The following is a 20,432-nucleotide window of genomic DNA, read 5'->3' as shown; positions in this document are numbered from 1 at the left end:
CCCCCGCGCCCCGGGGGGCGGGGGGCGCGGCGCGCGCCGTGGTGGACGGGCGCCGCTTCGGGCAGCCGCCGTGCCCCGGGGCGTTACGGCGCGGGTCGCCGGCCGGCCGGGTGGCCGGGGGCGGTCAAGGGGCGTCCAGGGTGATGACGGCCTTGATGTCGTCGTCGTGCGCGGCGAACGCCTCCTGGAACCGCTCCAGCGGCACCCGTCGGGTGACCAGGCCCTCCAGCCACGCCGCGTCGGCCCGGGCGAGTGCCGCCGCGGCCTGCCGGTAGTGGTCGAGGTTGGCGTTCACCGAGCCGACGACCGCGTCGTTCCCCAGCACCAGGTCGCGGTTGACCATCCCGGCGTCCACGGTGATGCGCCTGCCGGAGGGGGACACCCCGGTCAGGCACAGGACGCCGTACGGCGAGGTGCCGGACATGGCCGCGAACACGACCTGCGCGGCGCCGGTCGCCTCGATGACGACGTCCGGCCGCACGTCGTCCATCACCTCGCGGGCCCCGGCGCTGTGGTACGCCGCGCCGAGGGACCGTACGAGCGACGGCTTCGGGCCCCGCTCGACGCGGTCCAGCACGTGCGTCTCCAGGCCCCGCTCCACGCCCACCAGCGCGGCCAACAGCCCGATGGGGCCGGCGCCCGTCACGAGGACCCGTCGCGGCTCGAACCACGAGCGGCCCCCCACCAGGTCGACCTGCTGCCACGCCTTGGCCACGACGGACATCGGCTCCAGGAGCGTCCCCACGTGCTCCAGGCGCGGATCCAGCGTGACGGCGTAGTCGCACTCCACGGTCCAGTACTCCGCGCCGTAGCCGTCGAGCTCCTTGACGCCCCGCTCCCGGTAGCGGTCGTTGCGGCACATGTCGAAGTGTCCGCGGGCACACGCCCCGCACGGTACGGGGTCCGGGCGGCGGACCACGCCGACCACCAGGTCGCCGGGGGAGAAGCCGCTCCCGGGCGGCGCCTGCTCCACCCGCCCCAGCGACTCGTGACCGGCCACCATCCAGTCCCGCCCGGCGGGCGCGGTGCCGTACTGCCCGTCGGCGATCTCCCGGTCGGTGCCGCACACCCCCAGCGCCAGGCCCCGCACCAGCAGTTCCCGCGGGCCCGGATCGGGCGGGGGGAGTTCGCGGACCTCCATGGAGGCCCGCGAGCCGGGCCGGACCGTCAGTGCGCGCATGGGCCGTCCTTCCGTTCCGCGTCGGGGGAGGGGAGTCCTGGCCGCGGCTCGCCGCCGTAGCCTCCCGCGTACGGGAGCCTCCCGTGTAGGGGAGCCTCCCGTACGCGGGACCGGCGCCGCGTCCGACGGTAGTCAAGGGTACGGAGGCCGGACGCGCCCCGCTCCCGGAAGGGCGCCGTTCCGGCGGGCCGGCAGGGCCCGCCCGACGGGGAGGACCGCCCGACCCGCCCGCCCGGCCCTCCCGGCGGGCTTCGGCCCCTACGGCGCGGCGCGGGACAGGGCCAGGCCCGATCCGATCAGACGGCGCAGCGCGATCACGGCGGCGGCCGACAGGACGCTGCCCCACGCGGGGTCCCCGGCCAACCGCACCAGCCCGGCCGCGGTCAGGAAGTCGAGCAGCACGGCCAGGGCGCTTCGGAAACGGCCCGTCAACCGCCAGGAGGCCGCCGCCGCGACGAGCCCCGCAGCGGTGATCAGCACGGCGGCGGCCTGCAGCCAGGCGTTCACCGTGGTGTCCTCCGGGCGGGCTGCTCCAGTGGGTCCGTGCCGCGCGCGATCTCCGCGCTCTCCTGGGCGATCTCGCGTCCGAGGAAGTAGTTGAGCGCGGTACGGATGGCCGCGATCGCCGCCAGTTGCCCGATCTCGGTGAAGCTGGGCGCGACCGCCGTGCGCAGCACGTCACCCGCGAGCTGGAACTCGAGGCCCAGCACGAGGAAGCGCCCCAGGCTGAGCCGGATCCGGTTGAACCCGGCCACCCGGCCGCGCCCCCGTAGACCGGCCTTGACGAACTGGGCGAACGCCCAGACGGCGCCGATGAAGATGATCAGCGCCCCGGCGGACTCGACGAGCCGCACCAGGAAGCCGATGGCTTCGCGCAGGGCCGACTCGGGCAGGAGCTCCACCGACACGATCATGAAAGGCGGGTACCCGCGCGCGTCCGCGCCGATGCCACGCGTGCTCCACCCGGCCCACGCCGCCGGTACGCGGCCGGCCGGCGGCCCCGTACCTCACCGGACGGTCCTCACGACGGCCTTGTACCTCACCGGGTGGCCCGCGTGGCGGCTGCGCACCTCACGGGGCGACCCACACAACGGCCCCGCACCTCACGGGGGTGGCCTACACAACGGACCCGCACCTCACGGAGGGGCGGCCCTCACCGCGGCGAGTGCCAGGGCGGTCGTCTCCTCGGGCGTGCCCTCGACGGACACCTCGGCGCCGTGCTCGTCGGGAGCCGGCGGCTCCAGGGCGTCGAACTGCGACCGCAACAGGCTCGGCGGCATGAAGTGGCCGCGCCGGGCGGTGATGCGGGCGGCGATCAGCTCGGCCGGACCGTGCAGGTGGAGGAAGAAGACGCGGGGCGACACGGCGGCGAGCCGGTCCCGGTAACGCCGCTTGAGCGCGGAGCACGTGATGACGCCGCCGCGGTCGAGGTGACCGCGCAGCCACCCGGCGACCCGCTCCAGCCAGGGCGCCCTGTCCTCGTCGGTGAGGGGCACCCCGGCCTCCATCTTCTCGATGTTCCCCGGCGGGTGGAGGTCGTCCCCCTCCTCGTACGGCACCCCCAGCTGCCGTGCCAGGGCCCGGCCGATCGTCGATTTTCCGGAGCCGGAGACCCCCGTGACGACGACCAGCGGAAATACGTGATCCGGCATGTCTCCATCCCTGTTCGGCGCCCGTGTCCCGGGCGGGTCGGGTACCCGCGCGGCACGCCTCGTACGCGACGGGATTGGGTCCGGCCGATCGGGTGACCCGCTGGGGGTACGGCACGCGACGCGAGGAGTGGCCATGACCGGAACCGAGAACCACGAGAGCCCGCTGGAACGGGTCACGGGCGAGAAGGACGTCCACCCGGAGGAGGAACGCGGGCGCGGCCGGCCGGACGACCGGCGGAAGCGCGGCGCGGAGCAGGGGGAGGAGGCGCGTGACGCGCGTCGGGACACGTCCGGGAGCGGCGGGCGGGACACCGGCGGGTAGCGGCGCGACCGCCCCGCGGCCACCGCGTCCCGCAGCCACCGCGCCCCGGGACCGGGTCGCGGGGCGGACCCTCCTCGACCCGTAGCGATTGGTCTGATTCGTGCGTGTATGGCAGGGCAGTGATCTCATGTGGTCATTCCCGTTCATGACGTGAACCCGGCGCGGCGGGTCCCCTGGGTGACGTACGCGCTGATCGCCGCCAACTTCGTCGTCTTCCTGCGCACCCCCGGCATGGCCGGCTCGCTGACCGGCGAGAGCGGCCTCGCGCAGTTCTGCCGGCTGGACTCGTTCCTCGACCAGTGGGCGGCCGTGCCGAGGGAACTCGTCCACGACCGGCTGCCGGGGCTGGTCCCCACGGGCGAGGTCGGCGTGGGCCCGTCCGGCCCGGGTTGCCTGCTGGGCCCGCCCGGCTACGACAAGTCGCCGCCGCTGTCCGTCCTCACGGCGATGTTCCTGCACGGCAGCTGGCTGCACCTGCTCGGCAACATGCTGTTCCTCTGGGTCTTCGGCGACAACATCGAGGACCGGCTCGGCAGGGTGCGCTACCTGCTGTTCTACGGCCTCTGCGGCTACGCCGCCACGTACGGCTTCGCCCTGGCCGACTCCGGTTCGGCCACGCCGCTGATCGGTGCCTCGGGCGCCGTCGCCGGGGTGCTGGGCGCGTACCTGGTGCTGTACCCCAGGGCCAGGGTGTGGGTCCTCGTGCCGTTCCTGATCCTGCTGCCGCTGCGCCTGCCCGCCTGGACGGTGCTCGGACTGTGGTTCGCCCTCCAGGCCGTGTACTCGTACGGGGCGGGCGTCTCGCAGGCCGGGACCGTGGCGTACCTGGCCCACGTCGTCGGCTTCGTGGTGGGGATGCTGTGCGCCTGGCCGCTGCGCCGGGGCACTTCGCCGCCGCCGGAGCCCCGGGGGCCGCTGTGGGGGAGGCGGGCGCGGCCGGCCGGTCCCGCCCGGCCGGGGTGGTCGCGCCCGGGCTGGTGACGGCGCCCGCCGCGCGGCGCACTGGACCCGCCTCCGGCCCAGCAAGCCGGAACGTGTGTCGAGAGTGTCTGGTGGCGGCCGAGTGACCTGTGTTTTTCTGCCGGGATGAACATCGAGAGCTCCGGGACCGCCGCGGAGAGGCCGGTACGGATCCGGCAGAGGACCGAGGACGACGCCGAGAAGTGCGTGCGGGTCCTCGCGGACGTCCATCGGCGCGACGGTTACCCGGTGAACTGGCCCGACCGCCCCCGTGAGTGGCTTTCGCCCGCTCGCCCGCTGGGGGCCTGGGTCGCCGAACTGGGAGGGCGGGTCGTCGGCCACGTCGTCCTGTCCCGCGGCGGCGAGGGGGACCTGGCCCCCGGCCTGTGGGGCGAGCGGAACGGGACGAGCGCGGACCTGACCGCGGTGGTCGGCCGCCTGTTCGTCGCCCCGGGAGCCAGGGGGCACGGGATCGGAGCGCTCCTGATCGGCCGGGCCACGGAGGAGGCACGACGCCGTGACCTACAGCCGGTGCTCGACGTCGTGGCGTCCGACACCGCCGCGGCGGCCCTCTACGAGCGGCTGGGCTGGGAACGGATGGCCACGGTCGAGCAACGATGGAGCCCGTGCCGACCGGTGACCGTCCACTGCTACGCGGCGGCACCGTCTTCGGCCGCCTGGTGAAGCCTCGACACGGTGAAGCCTCGCCTTGGTGAAGCCTCGTCCCCGCCGACGAGCGGACGCGACCGCCTGATCGGTTCTGCCCGGACCGAGCGGTTCTGCCCGGACGCCGCCGCACGGGGACGCGCCTGCGGGTGCCCGGAGCCGTCGCCCGTGCGTCCGGTACCCGCCCGGCGCGGTTCGTCCTGAAGGCGTCGTGGACGACGCGCGTGGCCACCGCGTGCCCGCCGGCCGCACCCGGGCCCGGTGGGCACGCGGCGGCACTCCCACCGGGCCCGCCGGGGCGGAGGAGGCGCGTACGGGGCGAGCGCGTCGCGCCGGGCCGGGGTCCGCGTACGGAAGGCGGCGCCCCCGACCGGGTGGGGGCGCCGCCGTGCCCGTGCGGGACGGGCGTCGGTCAGCCGGTGAAGCCGGCGGTGATGGAGGTGAACTCCCAGTTGGGGCGGTCGCGGTTGACCGACCAGAAGGCCAGGCGGCCGATGTCGTGGGAGTTGGCCCAGTCGCGGATCTGGGTCCAGATCTGGGGCGTGGTGATCTCGCCGGTGTCGCTGCTGCCGTTCATGCCGGAGATGCCGATGTGCGCGTAGGCTTCCGCGTCGGTCCAGCCGAAGACGGACTTGAGCTTGTTCTTCAGGCCCTCGGTGGCCTTGACGGTGCTGCCGTACATGTCGGCACCGCCGCCGAAGTTGAAGGGCATGATGGTGAAGTTGTCGATGTCCGCGTCGAGGGCGTGGGCCCGCTCGATGAGGCGGTTCCCCCAGGAGTTGGGGCCGGAGATGAGGGTCGGGAAGGTGAGGATCGTCCGCAGACCCGGGTTGTTCTGCTTTACGATCTTCAGGGCGGTGAGGATGCGGTCCTGGACGGCGGCGTTCTCGAACTCGTCGGTGTTCTCGATGTCGATGTCGATCGCCTTGAGGCCGTAGGCGTCGATCACCTTCTGGTAGGCGCCCGCGAGGGCCTCGGGGGTGGAACAGTTGGGACCGAGCTTGTTGCCGCTCCAGCCGCCGATGGACGGGACGATGTCACCGCCGGCCGCGCGGATCGCCTTGATGGTGGACTCGTCCACGCCGCCGAGGAGGGGGCGCTGGCTGTCCCACGCCGGGTTGCAGCCGTTCTGGGCGAGGATGAAGGCCATCGTGAACCACTTGGTGCCGGTGGCCTTCATCACCTCGGTGGCGCTCGGCGGATTGCCCCAGCCGAGGTAGAGGTAGGGCGCGGCCTGGATGAAGCGGGGGCCGCCGCCACCGCCTCCGGTGGTGGTCACGGTCCTCGTACCGCTGGCGGGGCCGACCTGGTCGGCGGTGTCGCGCGCCCGGACGCTGTAACCGTACGTGGTGCCGGGCGAGAGGCCGGTGTCGGTGTAGCCCGTGGTGGTGACCGTGGCGACCTTGGTGGTGCCGCGGTACACGTCGTAGTTCTTGACGCCCTTGTCGTCGGTGGCCGCCGTCCAGCTGAGCGCCACCGAGGTGTCGGTGACGGTCCCGGCGCTCGGTGTGCCGGGGGCGGACGGCGGGTTGTCGCCCGGGACGTCCGAGCCGTCGCAGGAGGCTCCGTTGAGGACGCAGTTGGTGACGTTGCCGCCGCCGGTGCCGATGCCGTTGAAGCCGAAGGAGACGCTGGCACCGGGGGCGAGGGTGCCGTTGTACGAGGCGTTCTTCGCCGTCCACCTCGTGCCGGAGTTCGTCACGGTGGCGTCCCAGGCGGACGCGACGGAGGTCCCGGCGGGGAAGTCCCAGGACACCGTCCAGCCACTGATCGCGGTGGTGCCGGTGTTCTTGACGGTCCACTGGCCCGCGAAGCCGCTGCCCCAGTCCTGGGTCTTCTGGTAGGTCGCCTTCGCCTCGGCCGCCTGCGCCGGCGCGGCCAGGCCGACCAGGGCGGCGAGCGGGATGACCAGGCAGGCGAGCACTGCCGTGGTCCGTGTCCACAGACGTCTGACGGTGGGGGATCTCAAGGCGTCTCCATCGAGTGTCGGTTCCGGAGGGGGTCGGGTGGCGCGCCCGCGCGTGCGGCCACCCGTCGTTCATGAGCCTGTTGGTCATGACATGACACTCACACGCCTGGGAGGCTATTGGTGTAAACCAATCCGGTCAATAGGTCTGGACCAATAGGGCGGGGAGGGTCGGCGGGTCGGCCGCCGGGGATCCGGCGCGGGATCCCGAGCCGGGCGGGCGGTTCCGGGGCGCGGCCCTGTCCGGCCCGGGCCGGGTGCTCGTCTTCGCGGGAGGCGCGCCGCTCGTGGCCGACGGCGAGGTGGCGGGCGCGGTCGGGGTCGGTGGGGGCCCGCGAGCAGGGCACCGCCGTGGCCGAGGCGGTCGCCGCGGCTTCGTGAAGACGGCCGCCGGTACGCGCGGCCCAGGACATCCGGTGTGCCCGGGCAGGCCGGACACGAGCACGGGAAGGCGCGAGGACATGGCTGGACCGATTCTCATCACCGGCGCGGGCAGCGGTTTCGGCAAGGAGGTGGCGCTGCGGCTCGCGGCGGCCGGGCACGACGTGATCGCGGGCGTGGAGATCATCGCCCAGGTCAGCACGGTACGCGCCGAAGCCCGGGAGCGGGGCGTCGACCTGCGGGTGGAGAAGCTGGACGTCACCGACCCCGGCGACCGGAAGAGGGCCGGGGCCCGGGACGTCGAGGTCCTCCTGAACAACCGTTCGCCGACGCCCTTGACCAGGGACTCGCCGAGTTCGGCGTCACGGTCGCCACGGTCAACCCCGGCCCGTTCCTCACCGGCTTCAACGACACCATGTTCGAGACGTGGAAGGAACGGCGCGACAACACCGCCGCCCGCCTCTACGACTACGCCGAACCGGCCTTCCCGCACGAGCAGTACGACCCCGAACCGGTCTACGAGCGCACCGTCCGCGTTCTGCTCGGCGACGAACGGCGCTACCGCGACCTGCTGCCGACCGAGATGGAACCGCAGGTCCGCGAGCAGGTCGACGCCCAGTGGACCCGGCAGCTCAACGACGGCCGCCGCCCCGACCTCGTACGGAAGGCGTACGACATCAGCCCCGGCACCCCGGTCCAGGACTGATCTCCTCCAGCCGTCCGGCGCCGAGCGCCGGTGGCATCGCTCCGGCCGCGGGGCGTCCCCCCGCCCCGGGCGCGCCTGCGACACGGCGACGGGCACGGCTGCGCCCCGGGCCGCTCAAGTCCCTTGCCGGCATCTGTCGCCGCCCTGGGAGAAGGGACCGGATCGGGGACGTGTGGACTGCCGATGATCGCTTACGCTGCGATGCCACACCGTTCGATCAGGGGGGAACATGCGCAGGAGCCACAAGGTGGCGTCGGGAGCCGTCGCAGCCGTCATCGCGGTCGGCGGGACCGTGTACGTGCTGCAGGACCGGGCGGAGAAGGCCGAGCGGGAGGAGCTGCGCGTCACCGCCGAGGCGATCTTCCAGCGCGAGGCCGATGCGGATCCGCCGTGGCGGGAGACCCCGTCACCGGCAGGTCGGGTCTGGGGCGAGGCGAAGTCGAAGGCCGTCGTGCACCACATCGAGATGCACGGCGAACGGGCCAAGGTCTGGGTCGACAGCTCCACCACGCCCTACACCACCGCCCCTTCCGGCGCCGACCCGCAGCCCACCATCCCCTACGTGTCGTCCCACGTCTTCCTCTTCGAACCGGACGGCGGCGGTTGGCGCCTGGTCGAGGACCTCACCAAGAAGGAGTTCGCCCACTGACCCCCGGCCGGCCACCCCCGGCCCGCCTCCCGGTCCCACCAGCGATGGCCGGCCCGCAGAGCCTCGCGGGCCACCCGGCCGCCGCGGGCCGACGGCGACCAGGCGCTCGACGACCTCGCGGATCCGCACCGTGGCCACCGCGGCGACACCGGTGCCGGACTCCGGCCGGGCCGCGCCCCACACCGCCGTCCAGGTGGACATCCCGGCGGGGGCGACCCGAGCCGCACCTGGCCGAAGCGGTTGCGCGGGACCGGACCGGCCTGCCGGAACGCCTTGCCACCGGGACAGCGCCGCCTCCTGACGCCGCCACGGTGCCGCCGCGGACCGAGAACTCGGTGGCGGACCCGGACCTGCATGGACGACCATGCACCGCATGAGTGACCGACCCGCGCGATGGACCCAGGCGACCGTCCACCCCGACATGTGGACCGACCCGGACGACGACCCCCGCACCAACGAAGGTCCCGGTCCGGACGGCGAGCCGGCGACGCTGCGGGACTTCCTGACGGATTACCGCATGACCCTGCGGATGAAGTGCGAGGGCCTGAGTCCGGAGCAACTGGCCCGTCGGTCGGTTCCGCCGTCGACGATGTCGCTGCTCGGCCTGGTCCGGCACCTCGCCGAGGTGGAACGCGACTGGCGCAACTGGATCAGCGACGGCGACCCCCTGCCGAAGCTGTACGGCGAGAAGGACGCGGACTTCGACGGAGCCGTCGCCGAGCAGGCCGTGGTCGACGCCGCGTACGCCGATCTGGAGCGCGAGCAGGCCGCGACCGACGCCGCGCTGGCCGAGCACCCGGACCTGGGCGAGCGGGTGGGGAAGGACGAGATCGCGATCCGGGAGCTGCTGGTGCACCGGATCGAGGAGTACGCCCGTCACTGCGGGCACGCCGACCTGCTGCGCGAGTGCGTCGACGGGAGGGTGGGCCAGTGACGGGGGCCGGGGTTCGCACCCGCCCCCACCAGTACGTCACCTCGAAGTGAGAGCCTCGGACGGGGCCGGTCGTGCTCGCCCCGCCGACTCGGGCGCGGCTGGGGCGGCGTCTGCCCGGGCCGGGGCGGCGCGGTGGCCGTCGGAGCGATCGCCGCGCCGTGGTCGACGGGTCGTGGTCGACGGGCCCGGGGTCGTCACGGGTGCCCCGGGGCGGGCTCCGCCTGCGCGGCCCGGTCCGTGGAAGGCGGTGTGGGATCACGCGTCCGTGCGCGCAGCGCAGGCGAGCGGTGAGTTCCCGGACCGGCCGGTGGCTGGGAGCCGTCGAGCCGGCCGGGGCGGACGACGGCCGTCTGGACACCGAAGCCCTCGTCGTGAGGCTCGGGCAGGTGGGGACGGCCTCCCGGCCCCGTGTACGGACCGGGGCGATCGACGGGTGCTGAACGCTCGCCGGGCCCGGCAGGCCGGGGGAGGGTCAGCCGCCGACGTGGATCCCGGGGCGCCGGTCGGGGTCGGGCTCGTTGCTGCGGATGATCTCGCGCGTGACGGGGGCGGTGTCGCCGCGACCGAGGAGGAAGTAGCGGAACATGTGCTTGAGGGGGCTGCCCTCGGCCCACGCGAAGTAGCAGTGGGGCCGTATCCCGGTGGCGTCGCGCAGGGCGAGCAGGACGGCGGCGATGGCGTTGGGCGCGGCCGGGGCTTCGGCGCGCAGGATGCGGTGGCCGTCGACTTCGACCCCGCGGACGGTGAGGGTGTCGCTGAAGTCGGAGGGGTCGACCACGTCGATCTCAAGGAAGATCACGTCGGCGGGGCCGGGCACCGGGTTGGTGCCGCGCTGTTCGCGTTCCTTGGCGCTGTACTCGGCGCTGTCGCCGGCCTGGCGGCGGTTGGCGATGATGTTGATGGAGTTGTCGTGGACCAGGGTGTCGGTGACGAACCGGCGGGCGGCGGGGTCGAAGACGATGCGGTCGGCGCGCAGTTCGGTGGTGCGCGAGACGCGGGAGACCAGCGACACGGTGATGATGCCGGCGATGAAGAAGCCGGAGATGGCGATGCCGTCCGGCTTGTCGACGATGTTCGCCAGCAGGGCGTACAGCAGGACCGCGGTGAGCAGGGCGAAGCCGACGGTGGCCGCGCGTCGGTGGCGGCGGGCCATGGTGACGGTGACGGCGAAGGCGCCGGAGACCATCATGGCCAGGATGCCGGTGGCGTAGGCGCCGGCCTGGGCGTCGACGTCGGCGTCGAAGGCGAAGGTGATCAGGACGCACAGGGCGGTGTAGACGATCACGACCGGCCGGACCGCGCGCCCCCACTCCGGGGCCATGCCGTAGTCGGGCAGGTAGCGGGGGACGATGTTGATCAGTCCTGCCATGGCGGAGGCGCCGGCGAACCAGAGGATGAGGATGGTGCTGATGTCGTAGACGGTGCCGAAGGCCTCGCCGACGTGTTCGTGGGCCAGCCAGGCCAGGGCGCGGCCGTTGGCGGCGCCGCCGGGTTCGAACTCGCGCTCCGGGATGAGGACGGTGGTCACGAAGCTCGCGGACAGCAGGTACACGCTCATGACGAGGGCCGCGGTGGTCAGGAGTCTGCGTGTGTTGCGTACCCGTGCCCCCAGTCGCTGCGCCGCGTCGGCGCCGCCGGCGGCCACGAGGGGCATCATGCTGACCCCTGTCTCGAAGCCCGACAGGCCCAGCACCAGCAGCGGGAACGCGACCAGGGCTGGTGTCATCAGCTCGCCGAAGCCCGCTCCGCCTCCGACGAGGGCGTCCGTCCACGCCGACAGCGCCCCGGGGGCGGTGAACACGTGGACCAGGCCGACGGCGATCACGACCGCGTTGAGCGCCAGGAAGACCGCCACGAGGGGGATGGCGACACTGACCGCTTCGCTGAACCCGAGGAGGAACACCCCGCCGAGGACCAGGAGGAGGACCACGGTGAGGGCGACCTCGTGCCCGTGCAGCGCGGCGGGGAAGAACGGGTTCTCCACCACGTGCACGGAGGCGTCCGCCGTGGACAGGGTGATCGTGATGATCCACGACGTGGCCACGAAGCCGAGCAGGACCAGGACGAACAGCTTGCCCCACCAGAAGGGCAGCAGGTCCTCCAGCATCGCCACGGACCCCGCCCCGTGCGGGCTCTCCCGGGCGACACGCCGGTACATCGGAAGCATCCCCAGCAGCGTCAGCGCCACGATCAGCAAGGTGGCCAGCGGCGAGACCGCCCCGGCCGCGAGCGCCGCGATCGCCGGTACGTAGGCCAGGCTGGAGAAGTAGTCCACCCCGGTCAGGCACATCACCTTCCACCACGCGTGGGGCTCCGTGTGCCCCTCGCCCGACGCCGGTCCCACTGGCTGCACCTGGTGGCGCAGCATCCACCGTGCCACCTTGCCGGTCGGCTGGGCCCGCACGGCGGGACTGGCCACCACTTCGGGCACGGCTGTCCTGTCGCTGTCCGCCATGTCCCCCATCAACCTTCTTCCCGATCGGAGCGTCGGGCCTCGTGCACACGTGCCCGCGAACCGTAATGATCACCGCATGGTGCGGCGCGCTGTTCCCACGACTCCGCCGGTAGGGACATCCGTTGCCGTGAGGCACCCGGACGCCGGACTTCCCCGTACTGCCTTCTGCGTCAAGGCCGGGTGCGAACGAACACGCCGATACGAACGCTGCATGCTGCCAGAGCGGTTCACCACGCGACAGCGCGGGGTTCGCATTTCTGCTGCGGCGAATGATTTCCGTTAAAACAGCGTCAATGTTTCGCTAAGACCGCCCCGTGCGCGAGTCCGATAAGCGCGGGGCCGGTAAAGTCCGAGTCGGCGGGCCGCCCGAAGCGGTGTGCCCGGGACGGCGGGACGGTGAACGCGCCGCCGGCTCCGGAGCCCTTCCACGGGTGAAGGCGCCGCGATGAAGACCTCCCGTGACGCGGACGGCGGTGTCCGCCGCGCCGTCCTCGCCGGTGTGCCGGCCCGCTCTGGCCCTCCCTCTCGTGGACGCCCTGACCAGCTCTTTGTGGCTGCTCGACGCTGCCGCGTGGTCCCCGCTCCCCGTATTCCCGGCGCGGCCGGCCCACCGGCCCCGGCCATCGCCGGCCCCGGACCGCTGCCGCACCGTCGCCGTCTTCCCCGCCCGTGACGCGCGGGCCGTGCCGGCCGCCGACGGCACGGGGGAAACGGCCACCGAACTTCACGGGAAGCCCACGGTTCCGGCTGGCCTTTCGCAGCCGATGACGATGCGCGGTGACGCACGGCCGGGCACATCCTTCCACCGGACTGGGAGCGGGCCGTGACTACCGCCACATCGGATGTACTAGCACCCTTCCGGGGGCACGCCGACTGATTGCGGAGGCACCGATGGGGGGAACTGGTTTTCCCGCCGATCCAGTCGCACCTGCTGATCATTCCAAAAGGAGATGCGCAGGCGCCGAAGAGGGCAAGCGCTCCTCGGAAAGGGCCAACGGGAACGCCGGCTGTTTTATCGACCCGAATCCCTTTGGGCTCCCTCACCGCCGGCTCCACCGGCTGACCGGCCCCCGTCCCACACGGGCACGGCGGCGCCCCCACCCGGTCGGGGCGCCGTCCTCCGGAGTGCCCCGTCCGCGCGTGGACGCCGAGGCCGCGGGCGTCGTCCGTCCGCGGTCGCGGACGGCTCACCCCATCGACCGCCACGGGGCCGGGGCGCTCGCGGACCGGACGGCGACGGCGATGATCCGCCCGGATACGCTGATCCGCGGTGACCGGTGCGAGGGGGCGTGGCGAGCCAGTACTTCGACCTGGGGGACGAGCACCTCTGGAACCGTCCGGGGAAGCTTCCCGGGTGTTCCCGCGCCACGGGGAAACGTCCGAGGGGGAGCCGGGGGTTTCCTCGGGCATCGGCCCGGTGGAGAACAACGAGTGCCGGATCGATCCGGCCGCCTTCGAGACCTTCGTCAACGCCCTGCCGGAACACCACCGGAGAACGAGCCACGCCCTCGCGCGGGCCCTCTTCGAAGGTTCCACCGCCATCGTGCTGGTCCTCGCGGAACGCGCCGCAACGACGGTGGTCCGGGCGCGGACCGGCACCGAACTGGAAGGTCACCGTGAAGACGTGCGGACCCCGGCCCTCACCGGCGTGCCCACCCCTGCGGAAGGCGGGGCCCCGATCGGGGGACTGCGCGAGCGAGCCCGGGAGTCGATCCGCCCCATGCCCCGCCGACCACAGCGGCACCGCACGATGAAACGATCCTCGCCTCCTGTCCGTCCCCCTTGAGAAAGGGCGCCCCATGACCGAACTCCTCCGCGCCGCCATCGCCGTCGACAAGTCCCTCGACGCGGGAGCGGCGGCCAACGCTTCCGCGATCGTCATGGGGCAGTTGGCCCGCCTCGACGACCGGATCTACGCGGACGACGTGTGCGACGGCGAGGGATCCCTCCACGCCGGGATCCGCTTCAACACCCTGGTGCTCTCCGGCCGGAGGAACCACTTGACGGCCCTCGCGGAGTCGGCCCGGGCCGAGGGGCTGCCCGTCGTGCTGTTCACCGCCCAGGGCCGGACACTCGACAACTCCTTCGACGCCTACCGGGCCATGGTCGCCACCGCCCGCCCGGGCGAGCTGAGCGTCTGCGCGGTCGGTGTCGTGGGGGAACACGACCTGGTCCGTTCCCTGACCAGGCGCTTCAGCGTCTACCGCGGCTGAGGCGGTGTCGGGCGGGTGGTCCCGTGCGCGCCGAGACCGTCGGGGCGCCCACCGGCGCGCGGCCCCGGCCGGACGAGGGGCGGTCCGCCCGCCGGACCGCGGTCGGTTACGCCCGCCGGCCCACGGGCCGTTGCGCACCCCGAGCCGTCGGGCGTGCGGGTGCCGGCCGGCTGAGGGGCGCCCCGCGAAACACCGGTGAACGCGACCGGCGCGGAGCGGGACGAGCGGGCGGACGTCCGGTGCGCGCGACGGGACCGTGTGGGCGGGGAAGGGCCCCGCGGCGGGGCTCCGGTGCGCGTACACGGCCCTGCCGGGGGCACACGGCAGGCACCCGTCGGAGGGGTGGCCGGGCCACCCCTCCGACCGGCCGTGCGGTGGACCGCCACCGCGCGTGACGCGGCGCGGGACCGCCGGGGCTCGGGACGGAAGGGACGACATGGGTACGGTCGTGCATGTGCCGCAGACGCGGGACATGGTCGGGGAGGAGCTCTCCGGGGACGAGGCGTTCACCGCGCTGCGGCGTTACGGAGGACGCGATCTCGTCCTCGACTCCTTCGCCCGCTTCCGGTACGCGGACGGCTTCAGCTTCGCCCGCTCCCTCGGCTACCAGGTGGTACTCGGCATCGTGCCGTTCACCATCGCCCTGGTCGGGGTGGCGACCACCATGCACACCGAAGGGCTCGGCCAGGTCATCGAACTGACGCTGGCCCGGATCGTGCCGGGCACCAGCGCGGACCTGGTGCGGCAGGCCCTGGCCGACACCCGGCGCAGCGCCGGGGCGGACGTCGCGGGGGCCGTGGCCATGTGGCTGGGCCTCGGCTTCGCCGTCCTCAACCTCGCCTCCGCGATGGGGCAGATCGAGCGCGGTTGCAACCGGATCTACGGCATCGAACGCGACCGCCCCTTCCTCGCCAAGTACGGCCGGGGCGTACTGCTCGCCGTGTGCGCGGGACTCCCGCTGGGCGGCGGTTTCCTGGCCGTCGTCGCCGGCCGGGACATCGGCGTGTCCGTGGTCCGGGCCCTGCACTGGCCGCCGTCACTGCTCGACTGGTGGCAGCCGCTGCACGTCCCGGTGGGAGTGCTGCTCGCGGCGCTGGCGTCGGCCGTGATCTTCCGCTGGGCGCCCCGCCGCGACCAGCCGGGCTACACATGGCTGGTGTTCGGTTCGGGCGTCCACCTGTTGCTCTGGGTGGTCGCCACTTGGCTGCTCGCCCTCTACGTCGGCGAAAGCGGCTCCTTCGGCGCCGTGTACGGGCCCCTCACCGCTTTCGTCGCCCTGCTGCTGTGGGCCAACGTGACCGGCGTCGCCCTCTTTCTCGGCGTGGCCTTCGCCGCTCAGCTCGAAGCCGCGAGGGCGGGCATCACGAAACCGGTCCACCCGGACCCCGGCCCCGGCGCCTGACGGCACGCGGCGACAGCGATCGTCGGCAAGGGAAACCGCATCCCGGGGCTCGGCTGAGGATCACGGACGCGGACGGCACACGGCCGGCCTGCTTCGGGATCAACGCCCCCGGCCCTGGCGGGCGGGTCGCCGAGTTCGAGTGCGTCACGGACGCAGACCGGCCGAGGACCGGACCCGGGTCGCCTGGGCCACTGGACTGCGACACCTGTCCCCGGACCACACGGCCCGGAACGGGGTCCGGCCGGAGACGGCCCGGTCCGTCCCCCGCCACGCCGCGGTCGACTTGCCGGGCGCCGACCACTTGGGCGTCGACGGCACAGGAGCCGCCCGCGTGGTCTCCCGGCGCACGGCGGACTCCGTCAGGAGCCGGTGGCGGCACGCCGCAGTATCTCCGCCGCCCAGGTCTCGACCGGTGCACCTTGCTTTTTGGCGGCTGTCCGGATCGTCGCCAGGACTTCGGCCGGGAGTTCGAGCAGCAGGCGCGCTTCGGGCGACGGGCCGGCGTCCACGGGGTCCGGCGCCGAGTCGGGCTCGGCCGCGGGGGATCCGGTACTGCTCACCTCGGCGCGCCTCTCGGTCTCGGTCGGCGTCACCTCACCTTGCCGCGTGCGCAGGCTGCTGCGGACCTCTCCGCGCAACTTGTTCCTGCTCCAGCCCAGTTCCTCCGCTTTCCGCAGCCAGTAGTCCTGCTCCGGCTGGTCGAGCGATACCACCTCAAGGTGATGGCTGAAGCTGAGATTGTGCCGCCTGCGGGGCATCGGGAAGTTTCGCGCGACCCATGTGTAGTTGCGGAGGGTCTGATAGCTGAGCGATGTCTGCTTGATGGCTTCGTAGTACCGGTCGTGAAACTGGGACTCTCCGTAGACCAGCCAGTCGGCTATCCACCAGGTGGACGAGTCCGCGAAGGAAAACAGCTTGGTGCCGACCTGCTCCCATGCATTGAGGCTCTGCTTGGAAGTGAACAACAAGCCGGACTTGTGGAACTGAACACCGATGTTCAGAGGTTTCCCGGCAGCGCTTGTAGCTGCCATCTTGTGCGTCGCTGTCCCATTTGGTCGTGTTGCGACGGAAGTAGTACGCATGGATCCCCGTATTTGCTTTTGCGCTCTGCGTATGGCCACCGAGGCGATCGTGAGGATGCCTCTCGGTGTCCGTGCACCCGCCGTGGGGCCGGAATCGGCATCGTAAGCGCATATGACGGACTGTTGGGTCAGTCGTTGTGAGGTCTTTTCTTAATCAAAACCATTTCACCACTGGTTTTGCCTTTTATGCCGTTAATGTGCGCACTGTCGCTCTATGTCCGATCTGCCCGAGGGGTCCCGTAAGGGCTCCGCGGCTCGTCCTTGCGTAACGTGCACGTCAACCAGCATGCCGCTCCCGGCCGATCGGCGCGACAGCGCGGCCCGAACCTGTCTCGCCGGCGAGACAAGCGGCGACTCCGGCCGGCGATGCGCGGCGTCAGAGGGATACGTCCGCGGCGAACGGCCCCTGCTAAAAATGGTGACGACCCCGGAAAAGGGTGTTCTTGTTTGCCTCGCGTTTCTTCGCGCTGAACCGCCTTGTATGCGCTTGCGTCAATTGCGCAGGGCGAGTCTGAAAGTAAGCTGTTTTCGTCGGAATGGCCGATCGGTTGGGGAGGGCTTTCGTGCCCGGAATGCGTCACGCGGATGGGCGGGATGTGCCGGATGAGGATGGTGACGGTCCCGTGGGCAGGCATCGTTCTCGGGTGGTTCCCGTCACGTCCGCGCAGCGGAGGATGTACTTCGCGTCGACCATGCGGCCGGACAATGCGGCTGATGTCTGGGGTGCCGTCCTCGTCGTCGCCGGTGATCTCTCCGTAGAGAGACTCGAGCGCGCGCTCAAGGTGCTGCGCGGCAGGCACGACGCGTTGCGCAGCGTTTTCCTGGAGAGTGACGGCGATGTTCTCCAGCTCGTGAAGGCCGAGGGCGAAGATGCCGCACGGCCCCTGATCGACGTCGTCGAGGCCGAGGGGGATGCGCCGGGCGAGCGCCGTGCATGGGCGGATGCGGAGGCCAGAAAGATGCTCGACGTTCCGTTTGACATTTCGTCGGGACCGCTTTGGCGGGCGAGCGTGATACGAATATCGCCCACGCTGCACCTGCTGACCTTCGTGTTTCATCACCTCATCACCGATGACATATCCGCGCAGATATTCGCCGGAGAGCTTCGTCTCGCCTATGCCGACCCGAAGGCGCCCGCTTTCGGGACGCAGGCTGCGCAGTACTCCGATTTTTTTCCGGTGGGGAACAGGGCGGAGGTGGACAGTGAAGGGCTGGACTACTGGTGCGGTCGGCTGTCCGGTGCCGAGCTGACGCGGTTGCCCGAGGACGGCGGGGAACGTCCGGACGGGATCGTCGGTCACCGGCTGCCCGTCGCACTTCCCGAGAACGCGGTGGCGGGATTCGAAGCCTTCTGCAGGGATCGCTCGGTCACCCTGTTCACGGGCATGCTCGCGGTGTACTTCGTTCTGCTGCAGCGTTGGGCGGGAGCGAGCGACATCACGGTCGGCACGCAGGTGGTCAACCGGCCGCACTCGGCCCTTTTCGAGACGATCGGGTTCTTCTCCAACACGGTGGCGCTGCGCTGCCAGGTGCTGCCCACGCTGACCTTCGATCAGTTCCTCGGTAGGGTGAGCGAAACGGTTCACGAAGCGCTCGACTACCAGGACGTGCCGTTCGAGGCCGTGGTCGCGGCGCTGGCCCCGCAGCGGGAAGCCGACCGCAACCCCCTGTTCCAAGCCGCCATGAGCTACGGCACGGTCGACCCGAGTGACGTGTGGGCCCTTGACGGTCTCCAGGTGACGCCCATGCCGGACCCCACGGAAGTGTCGGGGACCCAGTTCGACCTTTCCCTGGACGTACAACGGCTGGCGGGCGACGTCACCGTCACCGTCGAATACGACCGCCGGCGGTTCTCCGGGGCTGCCGTGCGACGGTTCGCCGATGCCTACGCCAACCTGCTGGGCTCACTGAGCCGGGCCTCCGACGTCCCGCTCGGGAACATCCCGCTGCTCGACCCGGCAGCCCGTGCGGAAACGCTGGCACTCGGCGCGAGTGGCGCACCGCAGGACGGCCGCGCCCCCGCGGAACCCACGTCGGCGTGGGACCTCTTCGAACGGACCTGCGCGGCCACACCCGACAGGGAGGCGGTCGTCGCGCACGGGGAGCACCTCACCTTCGCCGAACTGGCCGACCGAACCAGGACCATGGCCGCGGGACTGCGGGCCCGCGGCGTGCGGACCGGCACCGTGGTGGGGATCTGCCTGACCAGGCGCAGCGATCTGATCACCGCGATGCTCGCCACCTGGTGCGCGGGCGGTGCCTTCCTGCTGCTGGATCCGGAACACCCCGAAGCCCGCCGGCGCCTGCTCCTGGAGGAGGCGGACACCGACCTGCTCGTCGCGGACGAGGCCTTCGCCGGCGTGGAGACCGTTTCGGCGGCCGTGCTCCTCGCGGACGCGGCAGGGGACGCGGCCACCGGCAGTGGCCTCGCCCGTCGCCCGGCCGCCGCTCCGGCCTACCTGGTCTTCACCTCGGATGCCGCGGGACGGCCGAAGGGCGTGGTCATCGACGACGAGAGCCTGGTCGCGTTCGTCACCACCCACCTGGCGCCGATGTACGCGCGGCTTCCCGCGGACCGTCCGGTGAACATCGGCGCGCTGACCCCCCTGACCGGTGACGGGTTCGTCAACCACTGTCTCGGCATGATCGCCTTCGGGCATCGGCTGCTGTTGCTCGACGAAGAGGAGCGAACCGATCCGACCCGGCTCCTCGCCCGCGGATCGAATCCGGAGACGGCGATCGATGTCCTCGACTGCGGCAGCAGCCAGATGGAGGTCCTGGTCGACGACGGGATACTGACGCTGCCGCACCCGCCGAAGATCGTGGTGATCGGTGGCGAGAGGGCGTCCGACCGGCTGTGGCGGCGTCTGCACGACCAGCCCGGGCTGCTCGCGTTCACCACGTACGGCCTCACCGAGTGCACGGTCGCGTCCACCGTGGCCGAGATTCGGGAACACCCACAGCAGGTGGCCGGGCGAGCGGTCGGCACGTCCCAGATCTACATCGTCGACGACCAGCTCCAGTTGCTGCCGCCCCTGTTCGTCGGTGAGGTCTGCGTCGGCGGGATCGGCGTGGGCCAGGGATACGCGGGACGGCCCGCGGGCACCAGCGAGCGATTCGTCGCCGACCCGTTCAGCCGTGTCCCCGGACAGCGCATGTACCGCACCGGTGACAAGGGCCGGCTGCGTCCTGACGGGCAGGTGGAGCTCTGGGGCCGCCTCGACGACCAGGTCAAGGTCCGCGGTCTGCGCGTGGAGCCGGGAGAGGTCGAGTCCGCGCTGCTCGCTCACCCCGCCGTCGCCCGCGCCGCTGTCCTCGCGACCGACCCGGGCACGCGCATGGCCCAACTGGTGGCGTACGTCGTGCCGGCCGACGACTCGGGCCAGGGCGGACCGTCACCGGCAGCCGTACGGGAATTCCTGTGCGGCAGGCTCCCCGCCGCGATGCTGCCCGACCGGGTGGTCGTCGTCGACGGCCTCCCGCTCACACCCAGCGGCAAGCCGGACCGCAAGGCACTGCTGGGCACCAAGCCGTCGAGCACGGCCCCGGCCGGAGGCCGGAGCACCCCGGCATCCGCCGGCTCCCGCGAAGAGAAGCTGTGCCGGATCGTCGCCGAGGTCATCGGTGTTCCGCGGGCGGGCCTTGAGGACAACTTCTTCGACCTCGGCGGAGATTCGCTGCTCGCCATGATCGTCATCGGTCGAGTGCGCACGGTCCTCGGCTGCGAGCTGAAGCTCCGGGTGATCTTCGAAGCGCAGTCGATCGGGGAGGTCGCCGCTCAGCTCAGCACCGACGACAGCAGGCCCCGCCCCGTGCTGGGCAGGCGTGGGAACTCGTGACGGCGGCGGCGCGACCGTACTCCCG

The 20,432-nt window shown here is 72.1% G+C and carries 16 protein-coding genes and 1 pseudogene; 10 read left to right on the top strand and 7 right to left on the bottom strand.

Going from position 1 to position 20,432, the window contains the following annotated elements; genetic code table 11:
• Positions 1-124: 124 nt before the first annotated feature.
• The 4 genes from RND61_RS20970 to RND61_RS20955 all read right to left on the bottom strand — a co-directional run bounded on the left by RND61_RS20970 (position 125) and on the right by RND61_RS20955 (position 2,832).
• Positions 125-1,180: a glucose 1-dehydrogenase gene (locus RND61_RS20970; protein WP_315879564.1), complete on the bottom strand. Its 1,056-nt coding sequence runs from the start codon at positions 1,178-1,180 to the stop codon at positions 125-127.
• A 258-nt stretch (positions 1,181-1,438) separates the two neighbouring features.
• Complete coding sequence (locus RND61_RS20965; RefSeq protein ID WP_315879563.1) at positions 1,439-1,687, bottom strand: hypothetical protein; 249 nt, start codon at positions 1,685-1,687, stop codon at positions 1,439-1,441.
• A complete protein-coding gene (locus RND61_RS20960; protein WP_315879562.1) occupies positions 1,684-2,094 on the bottom strand; it encodes a DUF1622 domain-containing protein in 411 nt (136 codons plus the stop codon). Before RND61_RS20960 ends, RND61_RS20965 begins: the two co-directional genes overlap by 4 nt.
• A gap of 222 nt (positions 2,095-2,316) precedes the next feature.
• Positions 2,317-2,832: a gluconokinase gene (locus RND61_RS20955; protein ID WP_315879561.1), complete on the bottom strand. Its 516-nt coding sequence runs from the start codon at positions 2,830-2,832 to the stop codon at positions 2,317-2,319.
• Positions 2,833-2,965: 133 nt separating this feature from the next.
• Between RND61_RS20955 and RND61_RS20950 the strand changes: the two genes are divergently transcribed.
• The 3 genes from RND61_RS20950 (at position 2,966) to RND61_RS20940 (ending at position 4,798) form a co-directional block, all read left to right on the top strand.
• Positions 2,966-3,154, top strand: a complete 189-nt coding sequence (locus RND61_RS20950) for a hypothetical protein (RefSeq protein ID WP_315879560.1) — start codon at positions 2,966-2,968, stop codon at positions 3,152-3,154.
• 129 nt (positions 3,155-3,283) lie between these two features.
• Positions 3,284-4,135 carry a rhomboid family intramembrane serine protease gene (locus tag RND61_RS20945; protein ID WP_315879559.1) on the top strand — a complete coding sequence of 284 codons (852 nt, stop codon included), beginning with the start codon at positions 3,284-3,286 and terminating at the stop codon, positions 4,133-4,135.
• Positions 4,136-4,240: 105 nt separating this feature from the next.
• Entirely contained in the window at positions 4,241-4,798 is a 558-nt protein-coding gene (locus tag RND61_RS20940) for a GNAT family N-acetyltransferase (RefSeq protein WP_315879558.1), read from the top strand.
• Positions 4,799-5,192: 394 nt separating this feature from the next.
• Here the strand turns inward: RND61_RS20940 and RND61_RS20935 are convergent, their stop codons facing one another.
• A complete protein-coding gene (locus RND61_RS20935; RefSeq protein ID WP_315879557.1) occupies positions 5,193-6,749 on the bottom strand; it encodes a cellulose binding domain-containing protein in 1,557 nt (518 codons plus the stop codon).
• Positions 6,750-7,207: 458 nt separating this feature from the next.
• On the opposite strand from RND61_RS20935, the pseudogene RND61_RS20930 reads away from it, so the two are divergent.
• From RND61_RS20930 to RND61_RS20920, 3 genes and pseudogenes are all read left to right on the top strand, one after another.
• Positions 7,208-7,833, top strand: a pseudogene (locus RND61_RS20930) (SDR family NAD(P)-dependent oxidoreductase).
• A gap of 229 nt (positions 7,834-8,062) precedes the next feature.
• Entirely contained in the window at positions 8,063-8,482 is a 420-nt protein-coding gene (locus RND61_RS20925) for a hypothetical protein (RefSeq protein ID WP_315879556.1), read from the top strand.
• A gap of 364 nt (positions 8,483-8,846) precedes the next feature.
• Positions 8,847-9,416, top strand: a complete 570-nt coding sequence (locus RND61_RS20920; protein ID WP_315879555.1) for a DinB family protein — start codon at positions 8,847-8,849, stop codon at positions 9,414-9,416.
• A gap of 472 nt (positions 9,417-9,888) precedes the next feature.
• Here the strand turns inward: RND61_RS20920 and RND61_RS20915 are convergent, their stop codons facing one another.
• Positions 9,889-11,871, bottom strand: coding sequence for an amino acid transporter (locus tag RND61_RS20915; protein WP_315879554.1), 1,983 nt, complete (start codon positions 11,869-11,871; stop codon positions 9,889-9,891).
• Between the two features lie 1,270 nt (positions 11,872-13,141).
• Between RND61_RS20915 and RND61_RS20910 the strand changes: the two genes are divergently transcribed.
• From RND61_RS20910 to RND61_RS20900, 3 genes are all read left to right on the top strand, one after another.
• Complete coding sequence (locus RND61_RS20910; RefSeq protein ID WP_315879553.1) at positions 13,142-13,657, top strand: DUF6086 family protein; 516 nt, start codon at positions 13,142-13,144, stop codon at positions 13,655-13,657.
• Positions 13,658-13,670: 13 nt separating this feature from the next.
• Positions 13,671-14,084, top strand: a complete 414-nt coding sequence (locus RND61_RS20905; RefSeq protein WP_315879552.1) for a DUF2000 family protein — start codon at positions 13,671-13,673, stop codon at positions 14,082-14,084.
• Positions 14,085-14,520: 436 nt separating this feature from the next.
• Entirely contained in the window at positions 14,521-15,486 is a 966-nt protein-coding gene (locus RND61_RS20900; protein ID WP_315879551.1) for a YihY/virulence factor BrkB family protein, read from the top strand.
• Between the two features lie 359 nt (positions 15,487-15,845).
• Here the strand turns inward: RND61_RS20900 and RND61_RS20895 are convergent, their stop codons facing one another.
• Positions 15,846-16,454, bottom strand: a complete 609-nt coding sequence (locus tag RND61_RS20895; protein ID WP_315879550.1) for an LmbU family transcriptional regulator — start codon at positions 16,452-16,454, stop codon at positions 15,846-15,848.
• Between the two features lie 758 nt (positions 16,455-17,212).
• Between RND61_RS20895 and RND61_RS20890 the strand changes: the two genes are divergently transcribed.
• Positions 17,213-20,407, top strand: coding sequence for a non-ribosomal peptide synthetase (locus RND61_RS20890; protein WP_315879549.1), 3,195 nt, complete (start codon positions 17,213-17,215; stop codon positions 20,405-20,407).
• Positions 20,408-20,432: the final 25 nt, after the last annotated feature.

The sequence above is a fragment of the Streptomyces tamarix genome, from assembly GCF_032423885.1.
Lineage (GTDB): Bacteria > Actinomycetota > Actinomycetes > Streptomycetales > Streptomycetaceae > Streptomyces > Streptomyces tamarix.
The sequence above is the reverse complement of the archived record's forward strand: the minus strand, read 5'-3'. Positions and strand labels throughout refer to the sequence as shown.

What these genes read in the sequence shown, in the direction of transcription:
- RND61_RS20920 (WP_315879555.1), top strand. Translation starts at nt 8,847, where the DNA reads ATGCACCGCATGAGTGACCGACCCGCGCGATGGACCCAGGCGACCGTC.
- RND61_RS20925 (WP_315879556.1), top strand. Translation starts at nt 8,063, where the DNA reads ATGCGCAGGAGCCACAAGGTGGCGTCGGGAGCCGTCGCAGCCGTCATC.
- RND61_RS20940 (WP_315879558.1), top strand. Translation starts at nt 4,241, where the DNA reads ATGAACATCGAGAGCTCCGGGACCGCCGCGGAGAGGCCGGTACGGATC.
- RND61_RS20915 (WP_315879554.1), bottom strand. Translation starts at nt 11,871, where the DNA reads ATGGCGGACAGCGACAGGACAGCCGTGCCCGAAGTGGTGGCCAGTCCC.
- RND61_RS20900 (WP_315879551.1), top strand. Translation starts at nt 14,521, where the DNA reads ATGGGTACGGTCGTGCATGTGCCGCAGACGCGGGACATGGTCGGGGAG.
- RND61_RS20950 (WP_315879560.1), top strand. Translation starts at nt 2,966, where the DNA reads ATGACCGGAACCGAGAACCACGAGAGCCCGCTGGAACGGGTCACGGGC.
- RND61_RS20960 (WP_315879562.1), bottom strand. Translation starts at nt 2,094, where the DNA reads ATGATCGTGTCGGTGGAGCTCCTGCCCGAGTCGGCCCTGCGCGAAGCC.
- RND61_RS20905 (WP_315879552.1), top strand. Translation starts at nt 13,671, where the DNA reads ATGACCGAACTCCTCCGCGCCGCCATCGCCGTCGACAAGTCCCTCGAC.
- RND61_RS20970 (WP_315879564.1), bottom strand. Translation starts at nt 1,180, where the DNA reads ATGCGCGCACTGACGGTCCGGCCCGGCTCGCGGGCCTCCATGGAGGTC.
- RND61_RS20955 (WP_315879561.1), bottom strand. Translation starts at nt 2,832, where the DNA reads ATGCCGGATCACGTATTTCCGCTGGTCGTCGTCACGGGGGTCTCCGGC.